Annotated in this window: 28 protein-coding genes, 1 tRNA gene and 4 pseudogenes; 13 read left to right on the top strand and 20 right to left on the bottom strand. The window is 66.3% G+C overall.

Going from position 1 to position 25,526, the window contains the following annotated elements; genetic code table 11:
* The first annotated feature begins 7 nt into the window (after window positions 1-7).
* From rsmG to TNMX_RS09715, 3 genes are read left to right on the top strand one after another with little or no spacing between them, the layout of a single operon-like run.
* Complete coding sequence (gene rsmG, locus TNMX_RS09725; protein ID WP_172640116.1) at window positions 8-736, top strand: 16S rRNA (guanine(527)-N(7))-methyltransferase RsmG; 729 nt, start codon at window positions 8-10, stop codon at window positions 734-736.
* Window positions 730-1,482, top strand: a complete 753-nt coding sequence (gene soj, locus TNMX_RS09720; RefSeq protein WP_015718360.1) for a chromosome-partitioning ATPase Soj — start codon at window positions 730-732, stop codon at window positions 1,480-1,482. Before rsmG ends, soj begins: the two co-directional genes overlap by 7 nt.
* A complete protein-coding gene (locus TNMX_RS09715; RefSeq protein ID WP_015718359.1) occupies window positions 1,466-2,278 on the top strand; it encodes a ParB/RepB/Spo0J family partition protein in 813 nt (270 codons plus the stop codon). The genes soj and TNMX_RS09715 overlap by 17 nt, the downstream gene beginning before the upstream one ends.
* Here TNMX_RS09715 and TNMX_RS09710 read toward each other — a convergent pair.
* Genes TNMX_RS09710 through TNMX_RS13395 form a run of 4 tightly spaced genes read right to left on the bottom strand, consistent with a single transcriptional unit; the run spans window position 2,266 to window position 5,261 of the window.
* On the bottom strand, window positions 2,266-4,335 hold the full coding sequence (locus TNMX_RS09710) for a DNA internalization-related competence protein ComEC/Rec2 (protein ID WP_038031656.1): 2,070 nt from the start codon (window positions 4,333-4,335) through the stop codon (window positions 2,266-2,268). The genes TNMX_RS09715 and TNMX_RS09710 overlap by 13 nt on opposite strands.
* Window positions 4,322-4,630 (bottom strand): helix-hairpin-helix domain-containing protein, encoded by a 309-nt coding sequence (locus tag TNMX_RS09705; RefSeq protein ID WP_019550771.1) that lies wholly within the window; start codon window positions 4,628-4,630, stop codon window positions 4,322-4,324. Before TNMX_RS09705 ends, TNMX_RS09710 begins: the two co-directional genes overlap by 14 nt.
* Entirely contained in the window at window positions 4,603-4,872 is a 270-nt protein-coding gene (locus tag TNMX_RS13400; protein ID WP_253269399.1) for a hypothetical protein, read from the bottom strand. The genes TNMX_RS09705 and TNMX_RS13400 overlap by 28 nt, the downstream gene beginning before the upstream one ends.
* Window positions 4,873-4,928: 56 nt before the next feature.
* Window positions 4,929-5,261: a hypothetical protein gene (locus TNMX_RS13395; protein ID WP_253269398.1), complete on the bottom strand. Its 333-nt coding sequence runs from the start codon at window positions 5,259-5,261 to the stop codon at window positions 4,929-4,931.
* A gap of 23 nt (window positions 5,262-5,284) precedes the next feature.
* On the opposite strand from TNMX_RS13395, the gene TNMX_RS09695 reads away from it, so the two are divergent.
* From TNMX_RS09695 to pfkA, 5 genes and pseudogenes are all read left to right on the top strand, one after another.
* A complete protein-coding gene (locus TNMX_RS09695) occupies window positions 5,285-5,935 on the top strand; it encodes a glycerophosphodiester phosphodiesterase (protein WP_038031654.1) in 651 nt (216 codons plus the stop codon).
* A gap of 10 nt (window positions 5,936-5,945) precedes the next feature.
* Window positions 5,946-6,476 (top strand): inorganic diphosphatase, encoded by a 531-nt coding sequence (locus TNMX_RS09690; protein ID WP_015718353.1) that lies wholly within the window; start codon window positions 5,946-5,948, stop codon window positions 6,474-6,476.
* Window positions 6,477-6,559: 83 nt separating this feature from the next.
* Window positions 6,560-7,057, top strand: a complete 498-nt coding sequence (locus TNMX_RS09685; protein WP_038031652.1) for a hypothetical protein — start codon at window positions 6,560-6,562, stop codon at window positions 7,055-7,057.
* 1 nt (window position 7,058) lies between these two features.
* Complete coding sequence (rsmI, locus tag TNMX_RS09680) at window positions 7,059-7,871, top strand: 16S rRNA (cytidine(1402)-2'-O)-methyltransferase (RefSeq protein WP_019550776.1); 813 nt, start codon at window positions 7,059-7,061, stop codon at window positions 7,869-7,871.
* Window positions 7,868-8,837 (top strand): annotated as a pseudogene (gene pfkA, locus TNMX_RS09675) (6-phosphofructokinase). The gene rsmI and the pseudogene pfkA overlap by 4 nt, the downstream one beginning before the upstream one ends.
* A 69-nt stretch (window positions 8,838-8,906) precedes the next feature.
* Here pfkA and TNMX_RS09670 read toward each other — a convergent pair.
* The 5 genes from TNMX_RS09670 to TNMX_RS09650 form a co-directional block, all read right to left on the bottom strand.
* Window positions 8,907-9,362: a hypothetical protein gene (locus tag TNMX_RS09670; protein ID WP_038031650.1), complete on the bottom strand. Its 456-nt coding sequence runs from the start codon at window positions 9,360-9,362 to the stop codon at window positions 8,907-8,909.
* 16 nt (window positions 9,363-9,378) lie between these two features.
* Window positions 9,379-11,727, bottom strand: a complete 2,349-nt coding sequence (pheT, locus tag TNMX_RS09665; RefSeq protein ID WP_038031647.1) for a phenylalanine--tRNA ligase subunit beta — start codon at window positions 11,725-11,727, stop codon at window positions 9,379-9,381.
* Window positions 11,724-12,785, bottom strand: a complete 1,062-nt coding sequence (pheS, locus tag TNMX_RS09660) for a phenylalanine--tRNA ligase subunit alpha (protein WP_038031645.1) — start codon at window positions 12,783-12,785, stop codon at window positions 11,724-11,726. The genes pheT and pheS overlap by 4 nt, the downstream gene beginning before the upstream one ends.
* Window positions 12,786-12,904: 119 nt before the next feature.
* Window positions 12,905-13,564, bottom strand: a complete 660-nt coding sequence (locus tag TNMX_RS09655) for a DUF5639 domain-containing protein (RefSeq protein WP_038031857.1) — start codon at window positions 13,562-13,564, stop codon at window positions 12,905-12,907.
* Between the two features lie 44 nt (window positions 13,565-13,608).
* On the bottom strand, window positions 13,609-14,658 hold the full coding sequence (locus TNMX_RS09650; RefSeq protein WP_019550782.1) for an MFS transporter: 1,050 nt from the start codon (window positions 14,656-14,658) through the stop codon (window positions 13,609-13,611).
* Window positions 14,659-14,679: 21 nt separating this feature from the next.
* On the opposite strand from TNMX_RS09650, the pseudogene TNMX_RS09645 reads away from it, so the two are divergent.
* From TNMX_RS09645 to TNMX_RS09630, 4 genes and pseudogenes are all read left to right on the top strand, one after another.
* A pseudogene (locus tag TNMX_RS09645) lies at window positions 14,680-16,807 on the top strand (primosomal protein N').
* A gap of 168 nt (window positions 16,808-16,975) precedes the next feature.
* The gene (locus TNMX_RS09640; protein WP_253269393.1) at window positions 16,976-17,563 is read left to right on the top strand and encodes a hypothetical protein; all 588 of its coding nucleotides are present in this window, start codon (window positions 16,976-16,978) and stop codon (window positions 17,561-17,563) included.
* The gene (alr, locus tag TNMX_RS09635) at window positions 17,550-18,644 is read left to right on the top strand and encodes an alanine racemase (protein WP_038031641.1); all 1,095 of its coding nucleotides are present in this window, start codon (window positions 17,550-17,552) and stop codon (window positions 18,642-18,644) included. The genes TNMX_RS09640 and alr overlap by 14 nt, the downstream gene beginning before the upstream one ends.
* A gap of 4 nt (window positions 18,645-18,648) precedes the next feature.
* A complete protein-coding gene (locus tag TNMX_RS09630; RefSeq protein WP_015718342.1) occupies window positions 18,649-18,969 on the top strand; it encodes a DUF3208 domain-containing protein in 321 nt (106 codons plus the stop codon).
* Here the strand turns inward: TNMX_RS09630 and TNMX_RS09625 are convergent.
* From TNMX_RS09625 to TNMX_RS12660, 9 genes and pseudogenes are all read right to left on the bottom strand, one after another.
* The gene (locus tag TNMX_RS09625) at window positions 18,966-19,664 is read right to left on the bottom strand and encodes a glucodextranase DOMON-like domain-containing protein (RefSeq protein ID WP_038031855.1); all 699 of its coding nucleotides are present in this window, start codon (window positions 19,662-19,664) and stop codon (window positions 18,966-18,968) included. The two genes, TNMX_RS09630 and TNMX_RS09625, sit on opposite strands and share 4 nt — an antisense overlap.
* A gap of 8 nt (window positions 19,665-19,672) precedes the next feature.
* Window positions 19,673-20,926, bottom strand: a complete 1,254-nt coding sequence (gene yvcK / locus TNMX_RS09620; RefSeq protein WP_038031639.1) for a gluconeogenesis factor YvcK family protein — start codon at window positions 20,924-20,926, stop codon at window positions 19,673-19,675.
* A complete protein-coding gene (rapZ, locus tag TNMX_RS09615; RefSeq protein ID WP_038031637.1) occupies window positions 20,907-21,728 on the bottom strand; it encodes an RNase adapter RapZ in 822 nt (273 codons plus the stop codon). Before rapZ ends, yvcK begins: the two co-directional genes overlap by 20 nt.
* An 8-nt stretch (window positions 21,729-21,736) precedes the next feature.
* Window positions 21,737-22,531 (bottom strand): type II CAAX prenyl endopeptidase Rce1 family protein, encoded by a 795-nt coding sequence (locus TNMX_RS09610; protein ID WP_038031635.1) that lies wholly within the window; start codon window positions 22,529-22,531, stop codon window positions 21,737-21,739.
* Window positions 22,528-23,037 carry a hypothetical protein gene (locus tag TNMX_RS09605; RefSeq protein ID WP_038031633.1) on the bottom strand — a complete coding sequence of 170 codons (510 nt, stop codon included), beginning with the start codon at window positions 23,035-23,037 and terminating at the stop codon, window positions 22,528-22,530. Before TNMX_RS09605 ends, TNMX_RS09610 begins: the two co-directional genes overlap by 4 nt.
* Window positions 23,003-23,191, bottom strand: a complete 189-nt coding sequence (locus TNMX_RS09600) for a hypothetical protein (protein WP_038031631.1) — start codon at window positions 23,189-23,191, stop codon at window positions 23,003-23,005. The genes TNMX_RS09605 and TNMX_RS09600 overlap by 35 nt, the downstream gene beginning before the upstream one ends.
* 9 nt (window positions 23,192-23,200) lie before the next feature.
* Window positions 23,201-24,064 carry an SPFH domain-containing protein gene (locus TNMX_RS09595; RefSeq protein WP_038031629.1) on the bottom strand — a complete coding sequence of 288 codons (864 nt, stop codon included), beginning with the start codon at window positions 24,062-24,064 and terminating at the stop codon, window positions 23,201-23,203.
* An 11-nt stretch (window positions 24,065-24,075) separates the two neighbouring features.
* Window positions 24,076-24,228, bottom strand: a pseudogene (locus tag TNMX_RS12890) (ABC transporter permease); the annotation flags it as partial.
* Window positions 24,225-24,356: pseudogene (locus TNMX_RS12660) on the bottom strand (ATP-binding cassette domain-containing protein); the annotation flags it as partial. The pseudogenes TNMX_RS12660 and TNMX_RS12890, both read right to left, overlap by 4 nt.
* Before the next feature lie 55 nt (window positions 24,357-24,411).
* Here TNMX_RS12660 and TNMX_RS09590 point away from each other — a divergent pair.
* A complete protein-coding gene (locus tag TNMX_RS09590) occupies window positions 24,412-24,696 on the top strand; it encodes a hypothetical protein (RefSeq protein WP_028493682.1) in 285 nt (94 codons plus the stop codon).
* Here TNMX_RS09590 and TNMX_RS09585 read toward each other — a convergent pair.
* Both TNMX_RS09585 and TNMX_RS09580 read right to left on the bottom strand, forming a co-directional pair.
* The gene (locus tag TNMX_RS09585) at window positions 24,693-25,256 is read right to left on the bottom strand and encodes a cob(I)yrinic acid a,c-diamide adenosyltransferase (protein WP_038031627.1); all 564 of its coding nucleotides are present in this window, start codon (window positions 25,254-25,256) and stop codon (window positions 24,693-24,695) included. The two genes, TNMX_RS09590 and TNMX_RS09585, sit on opposite strands and share 4 nt — an antisense overlap.
* A 56-nt stretch (window positions 25,257-25,312) precedes the next feature.
* A tRNA-Arg gene (locus tag TNMX_RS09580) sits at window positions 25,313-25,389 on the bottom strand.
* Between the last annotated feature and the right edge of the window lie 137 nt (window positions 25,390-25,526).

Raw genomic sequence — 25,526 nt, 5'->3', positions numbered from 1 at the left:
GGTGGGGGTGGGTCTAAGCCCAAAGGGCGTTCAGCTTCTTCTGGAGGGTGGAAAGGCCTTGGGGCTGGACCTCGAGGCCCACCTTTCCACCTTCTCCCGCCTTTACGACCTCCTCATGGAGGCCAACCGGCGCACCAACCTCACGGCCTTGCGCACGGAGGAGGAGGTGGTGGTCAAACATTTCCTGGACTCCCTCACCCTCCTTACCTTGCCCCTCTTCCAGGGGCCATGGCGGGTGCTGGACCTGGGCACGGGGGCGGGGTTTCCCGGGCTTCCCCTGAAGATCGTGCGCCCGGAGCTGGAGGTCACCCTCCTGGACGCCACCAAGAAGAAGGTGGCCTTCGTGGCCCAGGCGGTGGAGGCCCTTGGGCTGAAGGGGGCCTACCCCCTCTGGGGCCGGGCGGAGGAGCTGGCCCATATGCCCGAGCACCGGGAGGCCTACCACCGGGTGGTGGCCCGGGCGGTGGCTTCTCTTTGCGTCTTGGTGGAGCTGGGCCTGCCCTTCGTGGCCCTGGGAGGGTATATGCTGGCCCAGAAGGGTCCGAGGGTGGTGGAGGAGGTGGCCCCCTTGCCCAGGGCCCTAGCCCTCCTGGGAGGCGGTTTGGTTACCGTCCACTCCTTGGTTCTTCCCGTGGCCCAGGAGGAACGGAACCTGGTGGTGGTGCCCAAGGAGGCCTCTACCCCGGCCAGGTATCCCCGGCGACCGGGGGTGCCCGAGAGAAATCCTTTATGCTAGGGTCCAAGGTGTTGCGGCGGATCGCCCTGGTGAACCAGAAGGGGGGGGTGGGCAAGACCACCACCGCCATCAATCTGGCCGCCTACCTGGCCCGCATGGGGAAGAAAGTCCTCTTGGTGGACCTGGACCCCCAGATGAACGCCACCAGCGGCCTTGGGCTCCGGCCCGAGCGCGGGGTGTACCAGGTGTTGCAGGGGGAACCCCTGGAGGCCTTGGTGCAGCCCGTGGACGGTTTCCATTTGTTGCCGGCCACCCCGGAGCTGGTGGGGGCCACGGTGGAGCTTCTGGAAAAGCCCCTGGCCCTAGGGGAGGCCTTACGGGACGAGGGGTACGATATCACCCTCTTGGACGTGCCCCCCAGCCTCTCCGCCCTCACCCTGAGCGCCCTGGCGGCGGCGCACGGGGTGGTGGTCCCGGTGCAGGCGGAGTACTACGCCCTGGAGGGGGTGGCGGGGTTGCTCTCCACCCTGGACGAGGTGCGCACCCGGCTGAACCCGTGCCTTAGGCTTCTCGGCATCCTCATCACCATGTACGACGGCCGGACCCTTTTGTCCCAGCAGGTGGAGGCCCAGCTTCGGGCCCACTTCGGGGAGAAGGTGTTCTGGACGGTGGTGCCCCGGAACGTGCGGCTGGCAGAGGCCCCGAGCTTTGGCAGGACCATTGCCCAGCATGCCCCCACCTCGCCGGGGGCCCACGCCTACCGCCGTCTGGCCGAGGAGGTGATCGCCCGTGTCCAAGAAGGCTAGCGGTTTAGGGAGGGGCCTCGAGGCCCTCCTGCCCAAGGGCGGCGGAGGGGTGGTCCGGCTTCCCCTGTCCGCCATCCGGCCCAACCCCCACCAGCCTCGCCGGAGGTTCTCCCAGGAGGGTCTGGAGGAGCTTGCGGCTTCCATTCGGGAGAAAGGCCTGCTTCAACCCCTGGTGGTGCGTCCCAAGGGGGAGGGATACGAATTGGTGGCCGGGGAGAGGCGCCTTAGGGCCGCGGAGATGGCGGGCCTGAAGGAGATTCCCGTCATCATCCGCGACCTCACGGACCAGGAGGCCATGGAGGTGGCCCTGGTGGAGAACCTCCAGCGGGAGGACCTCACCCCGTTGGAGGAGGCCCGGGGTTACCAGGCCCTCTTGGGTCTGGGCCTCACCCAGGAGGAGGTGGCCAAGCGGGTGGGTAAGGCCCGCTCCACGGTGGCCAACGCCCTGAGGCTTTTGCAGCTTCCCGAGGAGGTTTTGGAGGTCTTGGAACAGGGGCTCATCAGCGCAGGCCACGCCCGGGCCCTTTTGATGCTGGAGCCTGAGGACCGGCTTTGGGGCCTGAGGGAGATCCTGGAAAAAGGGCTTTCCGTACGCCAGGCGGAGGCCTTGCGGGAGCGTTTGGTGCGGGAACGGGAGCGCAAAACCCAGGAACCCTCTCCCCTTTCCCTGGAGCTTTCCCGGCACCTGGGCCTGCCGGTGAGGGTGGTGGGGGGAAGGCGGGGGAAGGTGGTCATCCACTACCGCTCCCTGGAGGAGCTGGAGGCCCTTTTAGAGCGGCTGGGTTACCAGGCGTAGCCAAAGAGGACCCGTACCGCGCCGTTTTGGTCGGTGCGGTAGACCCTTACCCCATGCTGGTCCAGGCGCTCCAAGACCTCGGGGTGGGGGTGGCCATGGGGGTTCCTTCCCACGCCTATCAAGGCCACCTGGGGTCGGGTGCGTTCCAGGAGGTCCTCGTCCGTGCCCGTGCGGGAGCCGTGGTGGCTAACCTTAACCACCGCCACCTGCGGGGGAGTGAGCCTTTCCTCCACCTCCCCGGGCACGTCTGCCAGGAGAAGGGCTTTGGGCCCGACGAAGTCCAGGAGGAGGACCAGACCGCCTTGGTTGTCGTCTGCTTGCGGGCCAGGAGGCCAGAGGACCTCGAGGCTCCCTTTGCCCACGCGAAGGCGGGTGCCGGTTCCGGGGAAGAGGATGGGCACTTTCCGGCTTTGCAGGGCCTGGACCAGGGGGTGCTCCTTTGGGAAGGCGGGGGAGAGGAGGGCGAGGCCGATGGGAACCTCCTCGGCCACCTTGAGGAGGCCTCCGTGGTGGTCGGCATCGGGGTGGGTGGCCACCAGGACCTCGAGGGCCTCCACCCCCAGGGCCCTTAGGGCCCGCACCACCTTTTCCCCCTGCTCGGGCCGGCCCCCGTCCACCAGCACCTCGGCCCCACCCAGCCGGGCCAGCAGGGCATCCCCCTGGCCCACGTCCAGGGCAAAGAGGTCCAGGGGCTTGGGCCAGGAGGCGAGGAGGCTGACCAGAAGGGGAAGGCTGGCAAGGAGGAGGGCTTTCCGCCAGAGGAGAAGCTGGTGCAGAGCCAGGGCCAAGGGGAAAAGCCCAAGGTAGTAGAGGGCGAAGCCCAAAGGGGAGATTTCCCCCCAGCTTAAGAGTGGGCCACGGCTTGCGGCCTGGGCCAGGAGAAGGAGGGCCCGGGCCATGGGCTCCAGAAGGGGTGCCGGAAGACCCCCAAGGAACAGCTTGAGGAATCCCAGGGGTACCAGGAGGGAGGCCAGGGGCAGGGCCAGGAGGTTGCTGAGGGGGGAGAGGAGGGGTAGGAAGCCGAAGCGGTCAAGGAGAAGGGGAACCAGGGGGACCTGGGCGGCCAGGCTGGTGAGAAGGGCTCCTCTTAGGTACCCCCATGCTCCCTGGGGTCGGGGGAGGGCGGGCAGGAGGAGGGCGATCCCCGCAACCGCCAGGTAGGAGAGCTGGAGGGAAAGGCTTAGCAGGCTTGCGGGCCACCACAGGAGCTGAAGAAAGAGGGCGAGGCCCAGGGCCTGGAGCACCCCGGCGGCTCCAAGGCCGAGGAAGAGGCCCAGGAGGGATAACCCGGCCATGAGGCTGGCCCGCACCAAGGAGGGGCTTGGCCCCGCCAGCCAGAGGTAAAAGGGTAGAGCCAGGAGGGCCAGGAGGTAGCGCCATCGGCCCAAAGGGGTGAGAAGGAAAACCAGGCTTGCCACCAGAAAGCCCACGTGGAGGCCCGAGAGGGCCAGGAGATGGGCGAGCCCCGCCTTTTGGAACTGGGCGTAGGTATCCTCGAGTTCCCTTTTGTCCCCCAGGACCAGCCCCTCCAGTACCTCGAGGGCAAGGGGCGAGAGTCCCTGCGCCAGGCGGGCACGGAAGGGAGCCCGGGGGTCGGGAAGCGGGGCCAGGGGTTCCGCCCGTTCCACGTGAAACACCCCTCTTATCCCCCGGGAGAGGAGCCAGGTGCGCTGGTCAAAGCCCCCGGGGTTGCGCTTGCCCTGGGGTGGAGCCAGGTACCCCCTCAGCCGGTAGCGGCCATCCTCCAGGCCCGGGTAGTGCTGCACCCAGAGCCTGTGCCCCTGCCAGAGGATGGTGCCTTGGTGGAGGGTGAAGACACCCTCGAGGCGGGTGCCGTAAGGGGGTTCCGGTACGGGGAAGAGGAGGCCCCGGAGGAGGACAAAAACGAGCCCAAGGGCGAAGGGAAGCCGGAGGAAGGGGAGGAGTAAGGGCGCCAGGAGAAGGACCCAGGGATGGAAAAGCCCCCAGGCTCCCAGGAGCCCGCCTAGACCCAGGCCTACCCCTGGACCCCAGGTGGAGAGGGGAGGCTTGGGGAAGAATGCCCTAGGGCCGGACATAGGGCCTGAGCCGTTCCAGGGTGGCGGGGCCGATGCCCTTGACCCTCAGGAGGTCCTCCACCCTGGCGTAGGGTCTTCCCGCCACGATCCTCTGGGCCAGCACGGGGCCGACCCCAGGGAGGCTCATGAGCTCCTCGAGGCTGGCTTGGTTCAAGCTAATGGGCTCAGGGGCTGGGGGCTCAAAGCTGGCCTCCGCCAGGGTTTCCACCCACACCGGCTGGGGTTTCGGGACCAGCTTGGGCCAGAGGCTGGAAAGACCCAGGAGGGCTACCGCGAGGAGGTAGAGGAGGACCACTCCGTCAAGGCCAGACCAAGCCCGCCTAGGAGAACCCCGGCCAGGACCCAAGGATCCACCCCGGGGTTCAGGGCCACGAAGGCCACGGTGTAGGCCAGGGTGAGGAGGGAGAGGACCTTTAAGGGGAGGGCCAAAGGGTTTCTCCCTCCCTGGGCCTTGGGCGTGGGGGCTGGGGGAGGGGACTCCGGCTCCGGGGCTAGTTCCACCGAATCCCGCTTGGGAGGGAGTTCCTCTTCCCACACCGGGGCCTTCGGGGGGCTCGGGAGGAGGGGGGGTGGGGGGGAGGGGGTTTCCTGGGTCAGGGGGAGCCTTGGGGGGCGGGGGCGGGAGCCGAGGTGGCCTTGCGGGCCCGGGCCACGTGAGGTTTCAACCCTTCCAGAAAGACCTTGAGCTCCTCCAGGGGGAAGGCCTTCAGGGGGAGGACCAGGGAATCCTCCTCCCCTTGCACCAGGAGGGTGCCGGCCTCTCCCTTGCCCACCCGGCGGATCCTGGCCAGCTCCAGGCGCTTTACCCCGGCGTCGTCCACGAAGACCAGGTGGGCCTCGGTGACGGCCAGAAAGCCACCCGGCCCTTCCAGCTTGACCAGGGCTTCCTCGCCCAGGCGGGAAAACGCCGCTTCATACTTGCTCATGGCCCCATTGTATACTTCCCCTCGTGCCCTTGCGCTTGGGACACCGCGGCGCCCCTCGCCTGGCGGAAGGCGAGGCCCAGGTCTATGTGGAAAATACCCTGGAGGCATTCCGCCAGGCCTTGGAGGCTGGGCTGGATGGATTTGAGCTGGACGTGCACCTCACGCGGGATGGGGTCTTGGTGGTGCACCATGACTTCACCCTGGGAGGCGTCCCTATTAGCGGGGTTTCCTCTAGGGAGCTCCCGGCTTATGTGCCCACCCTCGAGGAGGTGCTGAGGACCTTCCCCGAAGCCTGGATCAACGTGGAGCTGAAAAGCCTTCCCCCGGAAACCGACGGCCGGGAGGAGGCCTTGGCCAGGCTCCTGGCCCGTTACCCCTCGGATAGGATCTGGGTGAGCTCCTTTGATCCCTTGGCCCTGGTGCGCCTTAAACGGCTTGGGGTGGGGCCCCTGGGCCTTCTTTATGAACACGAGGAGGCGGAGGCCCTGGCCCCCTGCCTGGGGGTGGAATGGGTGCATCCCGAGGCCTCTTTGCTCAGCGAGGCCAAGGTGAGGGAGCTAAGGACCCGCTACCGGGTACTGGTCTGGACGGTGAACCGCCGCCAGCAAGCCCAGGAACTGGCCGCCTGGGGGGTGGATGCCCTGGTCACCGATTTCCCGGGGGTCCTCGTATAATGGGGGGGCTATGGCGAACCTGAAGAGCCTTCCCGTGGGTAAGGGTGCCCCCGAGGTGGTGAACATGGTCATCGAGGTGCCCAGGGGTTCCGGCAACAAGTACGAGTACGATCCGGAGCTTGGGGTTATCAAGCTGGACCGGGTCCTTCCCGGAGCCCAGTTCTATCCCGGGGACTACGGGTTCATTCCCTCCACCCTGGCCGAGGATGGGGATCCCCTGGACGGCCTGGTTCTCTCCACCTACCCCCTTTTGCCCGGCGTGGTGGTGGAGGTGCGGGTGGTGGGCCTTCTGCTCATGGAGGACGAGAAGGGCGGGGACGCCAAGGTCATCGGGGTGGTGGCGGAGGACCAGCGCCTGGACCACATTCAGGACATTGGCGATGTGCCCGAGGGGGTTAAGCAGGAGATCCAGCACTTCTTTGAAACCTACAAGGCCCTCGAGGCCAAGAAGGGCAAGTGGGTGAAGGTCACGGGCTGGCGGGACCGGCAGGCGGCCCTGGAGGAGGTAAGGGCCTGCATCGCCCGCTACGGGGCCCGTTGAGGCCAATCCTCTGGGAAAGGACGGGGCCTGGCCGAGGGGCTAGGCCCTTTTTAAGCGGCTTACAATGGGGTTGGAGGAGGCTTATGGTCTGCCCGGCATGCGGGGAAACCCTGGAGCTGGAGGGGTACAAGGCGGGGGACCTCCTGGACTGCGAGGCCTGCGGGGCGGTCTTGCGCCTGCTTTCCGACGGCACCCTGGAGCTGGTGGAGGCCCCCCCCGAGGAGGAAGGAGAGGCCCTTTGGGGGCTTACCGCCTATGGGGAAGGGGAGGAGGCGGTTCTGGTTTTTTCCGACGGCACCTTGGAGGAGGAGGTGCGAACCCTCAAGGCCGACCTCCTGGAAGCCCTTCGCCGCCTGGAGGAGGGGGTGGGGGAGGAACCCCCCAAGGAGGCCGAGGACGAACCCAATCTGGAGCCCGATTACCTGACGGCCCATGTGGAAACCGACCAGGGCCCCATGGCCCTGCGCCGCATCCTTTTCCCGGGAAGCCCGGACCTTTTGGAGTTCACCCTGCCCTCGGGCTCGGTGTACCAGTTCACCTTCCGCGAGGTCCAGGAGCTTCTCAAGCCCATCCTCCTCTAAGGTGCGCCTGGTCCTGGTACCCACCCCCATCGGCAACCTGGAGGACATCACCCTAAGGGCCCTGAGGGTGCTCAAGGAGGTGGAGGTGGTGGCCTGTGAAGACACCCGGCGTACCGGGCTTCTCCTCCGCCACTACGGCATCCCTACCCCCACCCTGCGCTTGGACCAGCACACGATGGGAAAGGCCAGGGAACTCCTTTCCCCTTACGCTTACGTGGCCTACGCCACGGACGCCGGCACCCCGGGCATCTCCGATCCCGGGGCGGATCTGGTGCGGCTGGCGTTAGAATGGGGCTGGCGGGTGGAAGCGCTTCCGGGTCCCACCGCCCTCATCCCCGCCCTGGTGGCCTCGGGCCTGCCCACCCACCGCTTCACCTTTGAGGGGTTTCTGCCCAAGGGGGGCAAGGAGCGCAAGGAACGGCTTTGGGCCCTGGCCCGGGAAGGGAGGACCGCGGTGCTGTACGAAAGCCCCCATCGCCTGCAAAAAACCCTGGAGGACCTCATGGGGGTCTACGGCCCCGGGCATCCCGTGGCCGTGGCCCGGGAGATCAGCAAGGTGCACGAGGAGATCTTCCGGGGGACCCTGGAGGAGGCCTGGAGGCACTTTCAAAACTCAAGGGGCGAGTTCGTTTTGGTGCTGGGACCCAAGGAGGCGCCACCCGTGGAGGCCAACCAGCTCTTGGAGGAGCTAAAAGCCCAGGGCCTTAAGGGTAAGGCCCTTTTCCGGGCCCTTCTGCAGAGGGGGGTTCCCAGGAACGAGGCCTATCGCCTGGCTTTGGAAGGGGAGAAGAAGCCCTTTGAGGAGGGAGAATGAAGCGCATAGGGGTGTTTACTTCCGGCGGCGACGCCCCGGGGATGAATGCGGCCATCAGGGCGGTGGTGCGCCAGGCCTATGCCTTGGGCCTCGAGGTGATCGGCATCCGCCGCGGCTATGCGGGCATGATCCTGGGGGAGATGGTGCCCTTGGGGGTGCGGGATGTGGCCAACATCCTTCAGCGGGGGGGAACCGTCCTCCTCACCGCAAGAAGCCAGGAGTTCCTCACGGAAGAGGGCCGGGCCAAGGCGGCGGAGAAGCTCAAAGCGGCGGGCATCGAGGGCCTGGTGGCCATCGGAGGGGACGGTACCTTTCGCGGGGCCATGCGGCTTTTGGAGGAGCATAAGGTCCCCGTGGTGGGGGTGCCCGGCACCATCGACAACGACCTTTACGGCACCGATTACACCATTGGCTTTGACACCGCGGTGAACACGGCCCTCGAGGCCATAGACCGCATCCGGGACACCGCAGCCAGCCACGAGCGGGTCTTCTTCATCGAGGTCATGGGGCGGGACTCCGGGTTCATCGCTTTGGATGTGGGGCTGGCTGGGGGGGGCGAGGTGATCGCCGTGCCCGAGGAACCCGTGGACCCCAGGGCCATCGCCGAGGGGCTTCTGGAATCCCTGCGCCGGGGTAAGTCCAGCTCCATCGTGGTGGTGGCGGAAGGGGCCTATCCCGGGGGGGCGGCGGGGCTTCTCGCCGCCATAAGGGAGCACGTGCCGGTGGAGGCCCGGGTTACGGTCCTTGGCCATATCCAGCGGGGGGGAAGCCCCACCGCCAAGGACCGCATCCTGGCGAGCCGCTTGGGGGCGGCAGCGGTGGAGGCCCTGGCTGGGGGGACCAGCGGGGTCATGGGTGGGGGAGGTGGAGGGGGAGGTGGAGCTCACCCCCCTCAAGGAGGCGGTGGAGCGTAAGAAGGACATCAACCGCTCCCTTCTGGCCCTGTCGCGGATTCTGGCCCTCTAGATAGCCTTGCGGCTGACCTAGATAGCCTTGCGGCTGACCTAGATAGCCTTGCGGCTGACCTAGATAGCCTTACGGCCGATCTAGGCCCAGGGCCCGCCTGAGCCATGGGGAGGTCCAGGCCAGGCGGAAGGCTTCCCGGGTGAAGGGGCTCTGGCTCACCCCGTCGTAGACCGGGGTGGGAAGGTTCAGGGAGGGGTAGCGGAGGCTCCCGGCGGCGGTTTTTTCCCAGGGATAGCCGGTCCAGATGGCCAGGGCCACGAAGAGGCCCAAAAGGAACCCTCCCAGGGAGCCCAGGAGGACCTCGAGGCCCTGGGAAAGGGAGGGAAGGGGGAGGCTTTTGGCCAGAAGCCCCAGGAGAAGCCCGAGGCCAAGACCCCACCAGGGGCCGGCAAACCCCACCTGGGCCAGGAGGAGGTAGAGCACCACCCCAAGCCCGGCGAAGGCCCCCTGGAGGCCGCTCCGGTAGCCCCAGGCCAGGGCCACGGCCAAGCCTAGCAGGGCCAGGAGATCCACCCAGGTGAGCATGGCCTCAGTTTACCGCCTAGCCCCGGATATCCCAGCCCCGGCTTCTTAAAGCCGTCAGGAGGCGGGCCATGGCCTCCTCCACCTCCTCGTCCTTGAGGGTGCGCTCGGGGTGGCGGAAGCGCAGGTGGAAGGCCAGGCTCTTCTCCCCAACCCTAAGGGGTGGGCCCTGGTAGAGGTCAAATAGCCGTAGGCTTTCCAGGTAGGGTCCAGCTGCCTGGCGAAGGAGGGCCTCCACCTCCCCGTAGGGCGTGGCCTCGGGAACCACCACTGCCAGGTCCCTGAGGGCTAAGGGGTAGCGGGAGGGGTCCTGGAAGCGGAAGGGTTTCTCGGGAAGGGGGAGGTGAAGCTCAAAGATATAGACCGGGGGAAGCTCGAGGGCCTTGAGGATCTCCGGGTGCACCTGGCCCAGGAATCCCTTTTCCTCCCCGGCCACCCTTACCTTCCCCGAAACGCCGGGATGGAGGAAGGGGTAGGGATGGGCCTCCACCCTCAGGTCCAGGCCCAGCCGGTTCAAAAAGGCCTCCAGAAGCCCCTTGAGGAGGGGGTAGCCGGAAAGCTTCTCCCCATGGGGAAGCCCCAGGCCTTCCCCGAAGAGGAGGCCTGCCAGATGGGTTTCCTCCCTCACCCAAGCCCCCTCTTTCCCGAAGACCCTGCCCACCTCGAAGAGGAGGGCTCTTTCCGGGCGGTCCAGGGCCAGGTTTTCCTTGAGGAGCCTGAGGAGGCCGGGGAAGAGGTGGGTCCTCAGGGCGGCCTTTTCGGGACTCAAGGGATTTTTGAGGCGCCAGGGGGGCGGGGGCAGGCGAAAGAGGGAAGCCTCCTCGGGGTCCATGAAGCTATAGGTGTAAACCTCCTGGAAGCCAAGGCCCGAAAGGAGTTCCCGCAGGCGGCGCTCCCTTTGGTAGGGCCTCTCCACCCCCCGGTTGTCGGGGGCGGGGAAGAAGGCAGGAAGGTCCAGGGGAATGCTTTCGTAACCCTGGATTCGGGCGATTTCCTCCACCAGGTCCTCTTCCAGCTCGAGGTCCAGGCGGCGGCTGGGGGGTGTGACCCGGTAAGGACCCTCCCCCTCTACCCGGCAGCCCAGGCGCCTTAGGATGGCAAGCTGTACTTCTTCCGGGTACTGGGTACCGAGGAGTTGGTTGGCGTACGCAGGGCGGAAGGGAATGGGCCTTTGTGCCTGGGGGGTTCCTTCCTCCAGGATGGTCTCCGCCACCCGGGCCCCTGCCAGGGTCTGGAGGAGGCTTAGGGCCCTTTGGGCTGCGGGTACCTGGCCCAAGGGGTCCACCCCTCGCTCGAAGCGGTAGCTGGCCTCGGTGCGGAGGCCATGCCGCCTGGCGGTTTTGCGGATGGAAACGGGGTCAAACTGGGCCACCTCCAGGGCGATGGCCCGGGTGTCCTCCTGCACCTCGCTTTCAGCGCCCCCCATGACCCCGGCGAGGCCGATGGGGAAACTTTCCTCCCCCCTGTACCCAGCGATCACCAGGTCCTCGAGGTGGAGTTCCCTTTCCACGCCATCCAGGGTGACCAGCTTTTCCCCGGGCTTGGCCCGGCGCACCAGGATACCCTCCCCCACGAAGCGGAGGTCAAAGGCGTGCATGGGCTGGGCCCGTTCCAGCATCACGTAGTTGGTGATGTCCACCACGTTGCTTATGGGCCTCATCCCGCAGGCGAAAAGGATGCGTTGGAGCCAAAGGGGGCTCGGCCCCACCTGGAGGCCAAAGGCGTAGGAAAGGGTGAAGTGAAGGGCCCCGCGAGGGTCTTCCACCCTGAGGCCAAAGGGTAGGGGCACCTTCTCCGTTTCCAGCCGCACCTCGGGCAGAATCAGGCTGTAGCCCAGGGCGTGGAGATCAAAGGCCAGGCCCAGGATCCCCAGGGCATCCGGGCGGTTGGGGGTGACCTCGATGTCCAGCACCTCCTCCTCCGGCCAGGCCTCGGCTAGGGGGGTGCCGGGAGGAAGGGTATCGGGGGGGAACTCCAGAAGCCCACCGCCGTATTCCCCTACCCCGAGTTCCTTGGGCGAAAGGGCCATGCCGTGGGAGACCACCCCCTGGATGGTTCTTTCCCCGATGGCCAGCCCTCTTACCTCCGTGCCGGGAAGGGCCAGGGCCACCCCGATGCCCGCCCGGGCGTTTCCCGCCCCCGAGACCACCTCCACCACCTTTCCCGCATCCAGGACCAGGCGCTTCAGGCTGGTGCTGGAGATGGGGTGGGCCTCGAGGACCCGGGCGAAGACCACGCCGCCGGGTATCTGGAAGATCCTTTCCATGCGGTCGGTTTCAAAGCCGAGGCTGGCGAGCCGCTCCTCCAGAACCTCGGGGCTTTCCAACTCGGGCACGTAGCTTTTTAGCCAGGAAAAAGGCACCCTCATAGAATCCCCCGGAACTGCTCCAGGAACTTAAGCCTTCCCCCGAAGAAGTAGCGGATGTCGGGGATGTTGTAGCGGAGCATGGCCAGGCGTTCGATTCCGAGCCCAAAGGCGAAGCCTGTGACCCCCTGGTAAGCGGGGGGAAGGCCCAGGGCTTTTCGGTACTCCTCCACCGCCTGGAAGACCTTGGGGTGGACCATCCCGGCCCCTCCCAGCTCCAGCCATTTCCTTCCCTCCGGCCACCAGATGGCGAACTGGGCCCCGGGTTCCACGAAGGGAAAGTACACGGGCTGGAAGCGCACCCGGGATTCCGGGCCGTAAAGGGCCTGGGCCAGCTCGTAGATGGCTCCCTTCAGGTGGGCCATGGTGATCCCTTCCCCCACCACCAGGCCTTCCAGCTGGTGGAAGACCGCCTCGTGGGTGGCGTCCGTCTGCTCAAAGCGGAAAACCCGCCCCGGCACCACGATGCGGAAGGGAGGGGTGTGGGCCACCATGTAGCGCACCTGCATGGGGGAGGTGTGGGTGCGAAGAAGGAGCCTGCCCCTCACCTCTTCTCCCAAGGGGCCAGGAAGGCTATGCTCCTCCCCTTCCAGCCAGAAGGTGTCCCACATGTCCCGGGCCGGGTGGTGCTCGGGGATGTTCAGGGCGTCAAAGTTGAAGAACTCGCTTTCCACCTCGGGGCCTTCCACCGCCTGGTAGCCCAGGGAGCGGAAGATCTCCACCAGCTCCCGCTCCATGAGGGTGATGGGGTGGAGTCCCCCGGTGAAAACCTCCACCCCTGGTAGGGAAACATCCTGGCGCTCCCTTTCCAGGGCCCTTCTCAGCTCCTCTTCCACCAGGGCTTTTTCCCGCTCCTCCAGGGCCCGTTCGATGGCCTCCTTGAGGGCGTTTAGGGCCTGGCCCTTCGCTTTCCTTTCCTCGAGGGGAAGGCTGGCAAGGGCCTTCATCTCCTGGGTGAGGAGGCCCTTTTTGCCCAGGTAGCGGGCCTTCAGGGTTTTTAAGGCCTCGAGGTCCCGGGCTTCCCGGATGGCGGCTAGGGCTTCTTGCTCGAGCTCCCGCATCCTTTAGAGAATACCTTGCCCCGTCCCGGGCGTGGGGAGGGTGGGGCAAGGAGATGGCGGCACCCCCTTACGCTCCTTCCCCGGACAGGTCGAGGACTCCGTTTCCACTCGCTTACTAACTAAAGCGCCTCGGCGAGCTTCCGGAAGGCCTCTGGAGGCTCCGGGGCCCTGCCCCCATCCGCCCAGGAGAAGCGAAGGTCCTTGAGAGGACCCTCCCCCACCCCCATCCCCTGGGGGAAGAGGGGCCGCAGGTCCAGGGGTCTGGCCTCCTCCCCGCCGAAGGCCTCTTGGAAGCGGGCCACCTCCTTCTCGTGGCCGAAGTGAAAGGCGTAAAGCCACCACCTCCCTTCCTCCAGGAGGGCAAAGAGGAAGCGGGGATGGGGAGTAAGCTCGGGAAATTCTCCGGTGAAGGGCCTCTTTAGAAAGACGGAGGCCTGCCCCGGCCTCAGGCGGAAGACCACCTCGAGGACCTTTCCCAACAGGCCAAAACTCCCCACAAAGGGCCGCACCAGGTCGTAGCCTTGCACGTTCTTCACCACCACCCCCCCGGCCCGCACCACCCTTCCCTTGGGGGTCTTAAAGGTCAGGCCCAGGACCTCTGCCGGAAAGAAAAAGGTCTGGCCAAAGCCCCCCCGTTCCAAAAGCCCCCCCACCCCGCCAGGGAGCTCCACCGGGGGGAAAGGGGGATAGAGCCGGGTGCCGGAAAGCCTTTCGTACACGGAAAGAAGCCCGGCCTCCCCAGGGGCTACCAGGTACTGGTCGGCGGCATGGAGCTCCATGGGGTTATGGTAGCGCGGGTAGGAGGGTTCCGGGACCAAAGAGCCTACCTGACGGGGGCCAGGAGGAGGTTGAGAAGGGCCAGGGCCACGCCCACCGCCACCGCCAGGGGGAAGCTATGAAGGAAGAAGGGATAAAGAAGCCCGGCCAGGGTGCCCCCCAGGTAAAAGGCGGCCACGTAGGTGCCGCTTACCCCCGCTCCCCTTCTTCCTGCAGCTCCTGAGGCCAGGCTTTGGGCGGTGAAGAGGGCGGCCATGAGGAGCACGAATCCCAGAACCAGGCCTGGGGGTGGCAGGAGCAAAAGCCCCAGGGCGAGGAGGACCAGGGAGAAGGCCAGGCGAAAGGTGGCCACCGCCCCGAACCGGCGGGCCAGAAGCCCCGAAAGGGCGCTTCCCGGGATGCCGAAGAGGTAGGCCAGGTACACGAGCCCCACCTCGCCTGGGCGGAAGCCCAGCTCCAGAAGGCGGTAGGGGAGGAGGTTGGCCAGGAAGAGGTTCAGGAAAAGGAGGATGAAACCCGCCAGGTACAAGGGAAAGGCGGAAAGGTCGTATTGCGGCCTACCCAGGGCGGGAAGCCCCGCAGGAGCCCGGATGAGGAGGAGACCCAGGAGAAAAGCGGGCAGGGAAAGGAGGAAGAGGGCCTCCCTCACCCCGACGACCTCGGCCAAAACCCCTGCCAGCACCCGGCCCATGCCCCCGCCCAGAACATTCCCCGCCATGTATACCCCGGCCATCTCCCAGGCCTTTTGGGGGAAGAGAAGGGGAATGAGGGCGATGGCCAAGGTGGGCACGAGGGCGGCCCCAACCCCCTGGAGGATGCGGCAAAGGGTCCAGGGGAAAAGGCTTGGGCTAAAGGCCCCGAGCACCCCCCCTAGGCCCACCAAGAGAAGGCCCCCGCCCAACAGGGCGCCTGCCGGCAGGCCCAGGCGGGGTACCCAGGGGGAAAGGAGCACCAGAAGCAAAAGGGGCAGGCCCATGCCTGGACCCGCAGCCCCCGGAGGGACAGCGAAGAGCTTTTCCAAAAGGGGAAGCAAGGGCACCACCGCGTAGAGGGCGCTGTAAAGGGCTACCCCAGAGAGCACCACCGCCCACCGCATCCCCCTTATCCTATGGGCAGCATGCGCCTTCTTCAGGTGGCCTTACCCCTGCCCCTTCCCCCCATGACCTACCTGCCTCCCCTGGGCCAGGAGGGTGTAGACGGGGAAGAAGCCCTGGGGAAACGGGTGGCGGTGCCCTGGCGGGGGGAGGTGCGGGTGGGGGTGGTGGGTGGGGGAAGGGGGCAGGCCGAGCCATGCCTTGCGGCACGCCATCGCCTATCTGGACTCGAGGCCCTATTTGCGCCCGGAGGAGATCCTGTTTCTGGAGGAAGCCGCCCGTTACCTCTTTGCTCCCTTGGGCCAGGTGCTTGCCGATTTCCTGCCCCCTTTTCCCGAACTAAGGCACCGGGTGCGCCTCTACCCAGGGGCGGACCCAGCCCTTCTGCCCAAGGGGTTGGAGGGCCTGGTCACCTGGCAGGAGGCTAAGGGGTTTGACCCCAAGCTTTTGGATTACCTGCGGGAGGCTGGGGTCTTGCAGGAGGAGGTGGCCTTTAAGGAGGGGAGAAAGGTTCTCATCCCCCTGGAGAAGGGGCATCCTGACCCTCTTCTGGACGCTGTTTTGCAGGTCCTTTGGACCCTGGGCCAAGCGGAGAGTTTGGCAGCCTTGGCCCGGGCTGCTGGGGTAGGGGTGGGCCGGGTGAAGAGGCTTCTCGCCGAGGGGTACATCGGCTACGGGACTCCCAGGGAGCCTTCCCCTGCGGGCGAGCCCCTAAAGCCCCTCTTCCTTCCGGAAAGGCCCGAAAGGCTGAACGGGGGGAGGCTTGGGGAGAGGATGCGTTTCCTGGCGGGCCTGGTGGCCAAGGGAAGCCACCTGGTGCTCTTTCCCGAGGTAAGCCTTTTGGAACGCTTCCTCCGCCACTTCCCCCAGGCCAGGCCGTACCATGGGGGCCTTTCCCGGGAAGCGCGGGAGGCCCTTTTTCGGCAGCCTGGGGGCTTGATTTTCGCCACCTATGGCGGGCTTCTCCTCCCCTTCACCCCGGATTCCCTGGTGGTGGTGGAAGAGGGAAGCGAAAGCTACAAGCTTCCCTCGGGGACCCGGGCCTTTGTGCCTCCCTTGGCGGAGCTCAGGGCAAGGCTTGTGGGCGTGCCCCTCACCTACCTTTCCCTGGTGCCCGCGGTGGAGGTCTTGGAAAAGCCGGGCCTGGCCTTCCCTGTACCCAAGCCGAGGGTTCTCCTGTTGGACTTGAGGAAGGAGAAGGGGTATCCCCTGGTGGGAAGGGCCTGGGCCCTTTTGAGGCAGGTGGAGGAGAAGGGGCGGCAGGCCCTGGTCCTTTCTCCCCGCTTGGGCTATAGCGCCCTCCTCCTCTGCGCCGACTGCGGGTACAAGCCCACCTGCCCCAACTGCGCCCTTCCCTTGCGCTACCACAAGGGGGGCAGGGGGGAGCTGGTCTGCCACCAGTGCGGCCACCGCGAGCCTCCCCCGGTTCTGTGCCCGGAGTGCGGTTCCCCCCTCCTCGAGCCCAAGGGACCAGGGCTGGAATGGCTGCAGGAAGAACTAAGGGGGCGCCTTTCCCTACCCGTGTACCGCTACTCCAAGGAGGGGAAGGACGACCTGGGCCCCCTGCTCAAGGGAGAACCAGGGGTGGTGGTGGGCACCACCGCGTTTCTCCGGGGCCCGGTGCTCCCCGAGCTGGCCTTGGTCCTCCTGCCCTATGCCGATGGCTTCCTCTACGATTCCGATTTCCGCGCCGCCGAGCGGTACCATCGCCTGCTTTGGGCCCTCACCGAGCTGAGGCCGGGGAGAAGGCCCCTTCTGGTCCTCCAGACCTACACCCCCGACCACCCTGCTCACCAGGCGCTTTTGGAGGGAAGCGTGGAGGTCTTTCCCTGGAGGGAAAAGGCCCTGCGGGAGGCCCTGGATTACCCTCCCAAGGTGCGGATGGTGAAGCTGGAGGTTGCCCACCGCAAGGAGGAGCGGGCCCTCGAGGAGGCCTATGCCTTCCTCGAGGCCCTCAAGGGGGTGGCCCGGGAGGGGGAGGTGCTGGGGCCTGCCCCCGCCCCCGTCCCTCGGGTGAAGGGGGTGTACGTGTACCACCTCCTCCTGCGGGGGAGCACGGAGCGCCTGGCCGAGCTCCTCTCCCGTTTGGACCGGCGGCGGTTCAAGCTGGACCCCGACCCCCACCGCTTCGTGGGCCTGCTGGAGGACTGATGCTACCCCGAAAAGCACCCCTGCCCGCTTGGAAGCCCGCTTCTCGTGTGCAAGTTCTTTGAGGGAAACGCTTGGGCCCGGTAGAGTGGAAGCATGGCGTGGAGGCTTGGGTTCCTTTTAACTTTGGCGCTGGCCGGGTGCCTTCCCGCTTCTCATGGGCCCTCTCCCTTGGGGGCCCCCAAGCCCTGCCCCCCCGGGCAGGAGCGGCTTAGCCCCACGGGCCCTTGCCTGCGTCCCGAGGAGCGGGCTTCCCTATACTCCACGGCGGAGCTTTGGGTGGGGGTAGGGGAGGCCACCTACCTTTGGATCTTCTCCGCCGGGGCGGGCAGGCCCGAGGAGTACCACTTCCAGGATGAGGTTTTCCCCTTGGAAGCCTTGGACTGGGGAACCTACCGGGTGTGGGTGCCCCTTTGGGCGTTTCCCGGGGAGCCCTATGCCCTTTGGATCCGCTGGAAGGACGGGTGGTACGTGCGGTGCGGCCTTTTCTACCCCTATCCCTTGCGACTTCCCCCGGGAGTGGGGGTGGAGAGCGAGCGGGTGGCTCGCTGGCTGGAAGAGCGGGCCACCCCTCCTTTCGCCGTGGAGATAGGGCCCGGGGTTATCCGGGGGGAACCCTTCCCCAAGCCCCAGGCTCGGACTCCCGTGGGTTGGCTTCGGGTGCGTCCCCTAGAGAAGCAAGAGGCCCGTGCCCTCCGCATGAAAAGCGCCCCGCCCGATCTGGAAACCTACAGTTGCTGGCCCTATGGAGCCCGTTGAGTTGCAAGAGCGGGCCTGGATAGAGGTGGACCTCTCCGCCCTCGAGGCCAACCTGCGCCTTCTCCAAAAGATGGCCAAGGGGGAGGTCATCCCCGTCCTCAAGGCGGACGCCTACGGCCACGGGGCCCTTCCCCTGGCCCGCTTCCTGGAGGGAAAGGGCGTGGGGCGCTTCGCCGTGGCCACCCTGGCGGAGGGGAGGGCCTTGAGGGAAGGGGGGGTCAAGGGGGAGGTCCTCCTTCTCGGGAGCCTCCACCCCCTGGAGGCGGAGGCGGCTCTAAGGTGGGGGCTTACCCCAACCCTTTCCACCCTCGAGGCCGCCCAGGCCCTGGCCGCCCGGGCCAGGGCCTTGGGGCTCACCCCCAGGGCCCACCTCAAGGTGGACACGGGGATGAACCGGGTGGGCTTTCCCTGGGAGAAGGCCAAGGATGCCCTCCTGGCGGTGGAGGCCTTGGGGATAAGGGTGGAGGGAGTCTACACCCATCTGGCCACCGCCGGGGAGGACGAGGCTTTCGTGGAGGTGCAAAGAAGCCGCTTCCAAAGGGTGCGGGAGGCTTTGGGGGAAGGCTACTTCTACCACCTGGAAAACTCCCACGGGCTTCTGCTGCACGGGGGGGAGAACGTGCGGGTGGGACTTGCCCTCTATGGCCTCATCCCGGGTTTCAGCCTAAAGCCCATCCTCCGCCTTCTCGCCCGGCCCACCCTGGTGAAGCAGCTGGGGCCGGGGGATCGGGTGGGCTACGGAGGGGAGTACGTGGCCCGGGGTGGGGAGTGGCTTCTGACCTTGCCCGTGGGCTATGCCGACGGTCTTCCCCGGGGGGCGGTGCGCTTCGTGAAGGGTCCCGAAGGAGGCCTTTACCCGGTGGCGGGCCGCATCTCCATGGACCAGACCACGGTGCTTTCCCCGGGGCCTTTGCCCCTGGAGGCGGTCTTGGAGGTACTCTCCCCGGATTTCGGCCCCACGGGGCTTTGCGCCTGGGCCGAGGCCCGGGGGACCATCCCTTACGAGGTGGCGGTGCACCTTTCCCGGAGGTTTCCTCGGGTTTACCGCTATGGCGAGGAGGTGTGGGAGGTTCTAAACTAGACGGGTGCAAGCGGTGCGCCTGTTCCAGGGCTACCTTTGGTACCCCAGGGAGCTTGCCCTGGACCTGAAAACCCTGCTTCCCCAGGAGGTGGAGGGAGCCAGGCTTCTCCTGGACGAGGTGCCGCCCCCCACACCCTTCTTTGAGGACGGTACCCCCACGCACACCCAGCGTTTTTACCAGGTTACCCTTCTTCTCCTCACCGAGGAACCTCCCGAGGCCTTGAAGCCCCTGACGGAAACCCTGGCCCCCATCCTTCGGGGGATGCTGGAGGGGCTTCCCAAGGAGGTGGGCTGGCTTCTTCTGGAGGATTTGCGTCCCCTCTAGGGCTTGCGGAGGAGGAAGGCCAGGAGGAGGGAGGCCCCACCCAGGGCAAAGGCCAGGAGGCTTTCCCTTTTTAGGGCGAATCCCTTGGGCCTTAAGGGCTTCAGGATGCCGGTTTGGTAGGCCTTTACCTGATCCAAGGGTGCCTCCGCCAAAAGGTCCACCACCGGGGGGCTTCCCGGGGGGGCCCCCAGGGTCCAGGGGCCTCCTTCCGGGCTAGTGGGGCGCAGGTACCAGGGAGCGAAGGGGTCGAAGAGGCCCACAGCCCCGTAGTAGCCGTAAGGCCCAGGGGGAATCCCAGTGTCCACCGCCACCCATTCCCCTTCCCGCCATACCCTCACGGGCGTCCTTTCCCCGGTGGGGGTACGCTTTTCCCCGCCGAATCCCGTGAGGATATAGGCCACCTCCCAGCCTTGGTCAGGAGGGGTGGAAAGCCCGGGAAGCAAGGCTTCCTCCCCTCCTTCCCCGGTGTCCAACCAGAGGGCCACCGTGGCCAGGCTGAAGCCCAAGGGGCCCTCGAGGGGATTCGGGTAGCGGCTCAGGCGCACCTTCAGGACCAGCCTCCCTTCCCGTTCTTCCCCTGCCAGGGCCAGAAGGTCGGCATAGCCCTCCCCTGCCTCCTGGAACAGGGCTGCCCGGGGATAGCGGTAGGCCAGGCCCTGATCGTCGCCCACGGGGTCCTGGAAGAGAAACAGCATGCCCATCTTTATACCAGGGCCACCAGGGCCCTCACCACCTTTTCCGGATCGTGCTGGGCCAAGGGGCCCTCCTCCCGGAAATCCCCCGTGATCACCCTCACCCCGTCCGCGGCGAAGGGCCTCGGGTCAAAGGCCACGGGAAAACGCCCTTCTGCCGCATACCGCCCTTGGACTTCCTCCGGGATGGGGGCGGTGTGCACCAGGACCACCTCGGGCCTCCTGCCGAGATGGTAGGCGATGGCCTTGTAGTGGTCGTAAGCGGTGTAGCCATCGGTTTCCCCCGGCTCGGTCATGAGGTTCACCACGTAGACCAGGGGGGCCTTTGCCTTGGCCATGGCCTCCAGGAGGGGCTTGGGCAGGAAGCTGGGGATGACGCTGGTGTAGAGGCTTCCCGGGCCCAGAACCAGGAGGTCCGCCTGGCGGATGGCCCTGAGGGCTTCCTCCATGACCCGCTGGGGCTCGGGTTCCAGGAAGACCTCCTGGATCCGCCCCCTTTTTTCCCGAATGACCACCTCGCCCACCACCTCCGAACCATCGCGGAAGCGGGCCTTAAGCCGCACCGCCTCGGGGGTGGCGGGAAAGACCTGGCCTCTAAGCTGCAGGATGGCGTTGGCCTCGAGGATGGCCTGGGCGAAGTTCCTGGCCTCCTGGTTCAGGGTCAAGAGGAAGAGGTTGCCGAAGGTGTGGCCCTTAAACTCCCCTTCCTGGAAGCGGTGGTGCAGGAGCTTGGGAAGGGCGGGGTGGTCGGAAAGCGCCGCCAGGCAGTCCACCAGATCCCCCACCGCTGGCAGGCCAAACGCAGCCCGAAGCCGGCCCGTGGAGCCCCCATCGTCGGTCACGGCCACGATGGCGGTGGTGTTGGCCGTGTGCTCCTTTAGGCCCCTAAGCACCCGGGAAAGCCCGGTCCCACCGCCAAAGGCCACCACCTTGGGACCCTGCTCCAACCTCCTGCGCACGTAGACCCTTTCCGGCACCGCCTCGGGCTCGGTGAAGGCGGAGAGCATGCTCCGGTTCATGCTCCTTACCCCTCCCACCAAGAGGGTGAGGCCCAGGAGGACAAGGCCCAGGGCCCAGGGTTCCGGGGGTGGAGGAGGGAGGAAGCGGGCAAGCCCAAAGGCCATGAGGCCTACCCCCAGGCCCGCCAAGGCGGCGTAGCGCTTGACCCGCATCCCCGGGTAGAGCCAGCGAAGCGGGGGAAAGCGCCGGGCAAGCCCTTTGGCTACCCGGTACAATCCCTGGTACTTACTCCTCCTTGTCCACATCCCGGTGGCTCACCTCCACCCGGAACCGGCTGGAGAGCTCCTCGGCAAGCCGCTCGGCCACGGCCACGCTCCGGTGCCTTCCCCCGGTGCACCCCACGGCCACGGTGTAAAAGGCCCTGCCTTCCTTCTGGGCTCCCTCCGCCGCCAGCCCCACCACCGCCAGCAGGGCCCGGTAGTAGGGCTCGTACTCTTCCCGGAACACGTAGGCCTGCACCTCGAGGTCAAGCCCCGTCTTGGGCTTGAGGGTGGGGTCATAGTGAGGGTTTGGCAGGGGGCGCACGTCCAGGACCAGATCCGCCTCCTGGGGCGGGCCCCACTTGAAGCCAAAGGAGATGAGGCGCAGAAGAAAGCCCGCCTCCTCCCCCAAAAAGAGCACCAGGGCGTCCTTGAGGGCCCTTGGGGAAAGCTCCGAGGTATCCAGGACCAGGTGGGCCCTGGCCCGTAAAGGACCCAGGATGCGGCGTTCCTCCCCAATCTCCCGCATGAGATTTCCCGCTCCCAGGGGGTGGACCCTCCGGGTCAGGTTGTAGCGGCGCAGGAGGACCTCGGGGCGGGCCTCGAGGTAGACTACGGTGGGCTTGAGCTGGTCCAATACCCTTTCCAGATCCCCGAAGAAGGCCAGGGCCCGGGCGTCCAGCACCACCCCAGCCCGCTCCACCCCCCTTCGGCTCAGTTCCTGCAAAAGGGCTTCCCACAGACTTGGGGGAAGGTTGTCCACCATGAAGTAGCCCAGGTCCTCAAGGTATCCCCTGGCCGTGGTCTTGCCCGCTCCGGAAAGCCCCGAAAGCACCAGAAACCGCATCCCCTTGACTATACCCGCCTTCTGAGCCAGAGGTTGAAAAGGGAAAGGAGGAAAAGCCCAGGAAGCCCCACCACCCCGATGAGGAGGTCGTGGGTGCGCTCCACCAAGATGAGGGATAGGCCTGCGATGGCGTTCAGGGTTCCGTGGAAGAGGGCTGCCGCCAGCACCGAGCCTGCCTTTTCCCGGACCCAGAGGAGCCCGGGGGTCAGGGCCAGGGTGAAGAGGATCATCATGGGAACGCCGAGGAGAGGTTCTCTGGGATAGTTATGGCCGGCCAGGATAAGGGGAGCATGCCACAGGCCCCACCAGAAGCCGATTTCCAGGCTGGCGGGCCAGAAGCCCCGCACCTTTAGTTTTTCCCACAGGTACCCCCGCCACAAAAGTTCCTCTCCCAAAGCGGCCAGGAGGTTTACCGTGGCTCCCGCCACCAGGGCGGAGAGGATGAGGACCAGGGGGAAAAGCGCAGAGAGGGTTTCCGGGATCGCCTGGGCTGCTTCCTGGGGCGCGGTTTGCCGGAGGGCTTCCCATCCTTTCCAGGCACCGAAGGGAAGGCTTAAGGGAATGGAAAGCAGGGTGAGGGCCACGGGGAAGAGCCAGGCGAAAAGCCAGTAGCGGTTGGGCCGTAGGGCAAGGGGGAGGCGCACTCCCTCCTTGCGGGCGAAGGAAAGGGCCACCAGGCCGGGAATCCACATGTAGAGGAAGCCAAAGGCCAGATAGGCAGGGCTACCCACCCGCCCGCCCTGCAGGTAAAAGGCCAGGAAGGCCACCCAGGAAAGCCCCAGGGTCCAGTAAAGGGCCCTCATGCCACCTCCTTCCACTTCAGCAGGGGAAGGGGATCTTCCGGGTTGAGAAGAAGCCCGGAGCCGTTTTTGAGCACCAGGAGCACTCCCTCCCCCCGCCTGGCTCCCACGAGGGCTTCCACGGATAGTCCCTCCAGCCGGAGCCGCTTGCGGTGGTAGCCGGGCATGGAGACCTCCCCCTGAAGGGTCCACCAGGGAAGGGCGAAGGTGAGGAGCCTCACCTCCGCCACCTCCGAGCGGTGGATCGTGCGGCGGCCTAGGGGGTGGTGGATGACGAGCACCGGGCCATTTAGCTCGTAGAAAAGCCTCTGGGGAAACCCCATGAGCCAGTAGAGGAGGCCCCCCATCAGGAAGAGGTCCACCAGGAGGATGCCGAGGAGGAGGGGGAGGCTTTCGGGATCCTCCCGGGCGGCCAGGAGGATAACCCCGCCCAAGGCCAGGAGGGAGAAGAGGAGCAAGACCAGGAAAAACCGCCTAGGGTTCCCGTCCCTCTTCGGGTGGAGCCTCATCCTTCCACCTCCCCGCCTTCTTGGCGGCTTCCTTGAGGAGGAACTCGATCTGGGCGTTCACGCTCCTCAGCTCGTCCTGGGCCCATTTCTCCAGCACCCGATAGAGCCTTGGGTCAAGCCTTAAAAGGAAGCGCCTCTTCTCCTTTTCTCTCACCCCACCCCCTTAGGTGTACAGGGTACCCACGTTCATCACCGGCTGGGCCTGGGCCTCAGCCACCAGGGCCACCATGAGGTTGTTCACCATGGCTGCCCGGCGCTCCTCGTCCAGGGCGATCCCCTGGGCCTCGAGGCCCAGGAGGGCTTCCTTCACCATGCCCACCGCTGCCTCCACGATGAGCCTCCTGGCCGCCACCACCGCCAGGGCCTGCTGCCGGCGGAGCATGGCCTGGGCGATCTCCGGAGCGTAGGCCAGGTGGGTGAGACGGGCCTCCAACACCTCCACCCCGGCCGCCTTCAGGCGCTCCTGCACCTCGGCCTTGAGCTCCTCGGCGATTTCCTCGGGGTTTCCCCTTAAGGACCTGCCCTCGGCATCGTAGGGGTAGCGGCTCGCCAGCGCCCTGATGGCTGCCTCCGACTGGATGGCCACGAAGCTCTGGTAGTTCTCCACCTGGAAAAGAGCCTTGGCCGTGTCCACCACCCGCCACACCACCACGGCGGCGATCTCTATGGGGTTTCCCTGGGCGTCGTTCACCTTGAGCTTATCGGAGGTGAAGTTGTGGACCCTAAGGGAAACCCGTTTTCGCTGGGCCAGGGGGTTGGTGAAGTGGAAGCCTTCCTCCCGGACGCTACCCACGTACCGCCCCAGGAAGACTATGGCCACCGCCTCGTTGGGTTGCACGGTGAAAAGCCCCGCCGCTAAAAGCCCCGAGGCCAGAAGAGCGGGGATGAGGTGCCAGAGGTAGAAAAGCTCCTTCTCGGTCAGCAACCGATACCCTGCCCAGCCCAGCCAGAGGAGGGCCAGGAGGAGAGCCAAAAGGGCAAGAAAGCCGTTTTGTCGCCACGCCGCAGTTTCCTTTACCTCGCGCATACCGCCTCCCTTTAGTTCCTGAAGACCACCTCTTCCCGGGAGAAGACCCTAACCGCCACCAGGAGGGCAAGCCCGGCGTAGACCAGGGTGGAACCCCAGGTGAGGCCTGCCTGCAGGGGGCTTGCGCTTCCCTTCAGGAGGGCGTCCATGAGGAGGGCCACAAGGTGGTGGTCTTCCCAGCCCTGTTGGGGCCCAGTAGGGCATAGACCTCCCCGGGGGCTACCTGGAAGGTGAGGTCCCGCACGGCCAGGCGCTGGCCGTAGGCCTTGGTGAGACCGGCGACTTCAATCATATATCTAAGTGATATCATACCACCCTATCCGGGTCAAGGGCCATAATGGATTTGCATGAAGGCCATGACCTTCTGGGTCAAGCCGCAAAGTTCCATTGAGGCCCTGCCCGAGGCCAGGGACCTGGTGCGGGACCTCTTGGAGCTTTTCTACGAGTACTTCCCCGAGTACGAGGGATGCCTGGGGTTTTCCCAGTCCCCGAGAAGGCCCCGCTACCTTTTTCTTTACATGGAGGGTCCTTGCGGAGGGCTTCTGCCCTCTGCCGCCCTTTTCCTAAAGGATCTTCTGGAGACCGCCTTTCCCGGGGCCGAGGTGAGGGTTTACGGTAAGCCCTGGCCCTAACGCCTTTTCTTCACCAGCCACGCCTCTTCCCGCACCCCTTCCCGGGCGTTCACCACCCGGGCCAGGACGAAGAGGAGGTCGGAAAGGCGGTTGAGGTAGCGGATGGCCTCGGGGTTCACGGGTTCCTCCCGGCTTAAGGCCACCACCTTGCGCTCCGCCCGGCGCACCACGGTGCGGGCCAGGTGCAGGGCTGCCGCCGCCGGGTGCCCTCCCGGGAGGATAAAGCCCTGGAAGGGAGGGCTTTCCTCCATGTAGCGGTCGATGGCCTGCTCCAGCCCCTCCACGTCCTGGGCGTCCATGCGGGCGATGTTCTTCTCGTAGGGGCTCCCCATGCGGGTGGCCAGGTCGGCCCCCAGGTCAAAGAGGGCATTTTGGATGCGCTCCAGGAGGTCGTGCAGGTCCAGGTGCTCCTGGGGAAGGAGGCTTCGCGCCAGGCCCAGGGCGGAGTTGGCCTCGTCCACGGTACCGTAGGCCTCCACCCGGGGATGGGCCTTTGCCACCCGCTCGGCCCCGTAAAGGCCGGTTTCCCCTGCGTCCCCGGTCTTGGTGTAGATCTTCATGGCCCCATTGTAGGGCTTACCCGAAAAAACATTCCCCGGGTTTCCCCGGGGGGTTTTGGCGGGCCCGAGAGGATTCGAACCCCTGACCTGCTGATCCGTAGTCAGCCGCTCTATCCAACTGAGCTACGGGCCCAAGCCGACCTCTAAGGTAGCACGGGAAAGGCATTTTTGTCAACAATGGCCTTGGTGCGGAATAAGCGTCTAGAAGCCCATCTTCTCGCCCTGCTTCGGGGGCCCAGGACCCTCGCTGCTTTCCCGCCAGGGAAACAA

The sequence above is a fragment of the Thermus sp. NMX2.A1 genome (genome assembly GCF_000511705.1).
GTDB lineage: Bacteria > Deinococcota > Deinococci > Deinococcales > Thermaceae > Thermus > Thermus scotoductus.
This window is presented reverse-complemented; position numbering and strand designations above follow the sequence as displayed.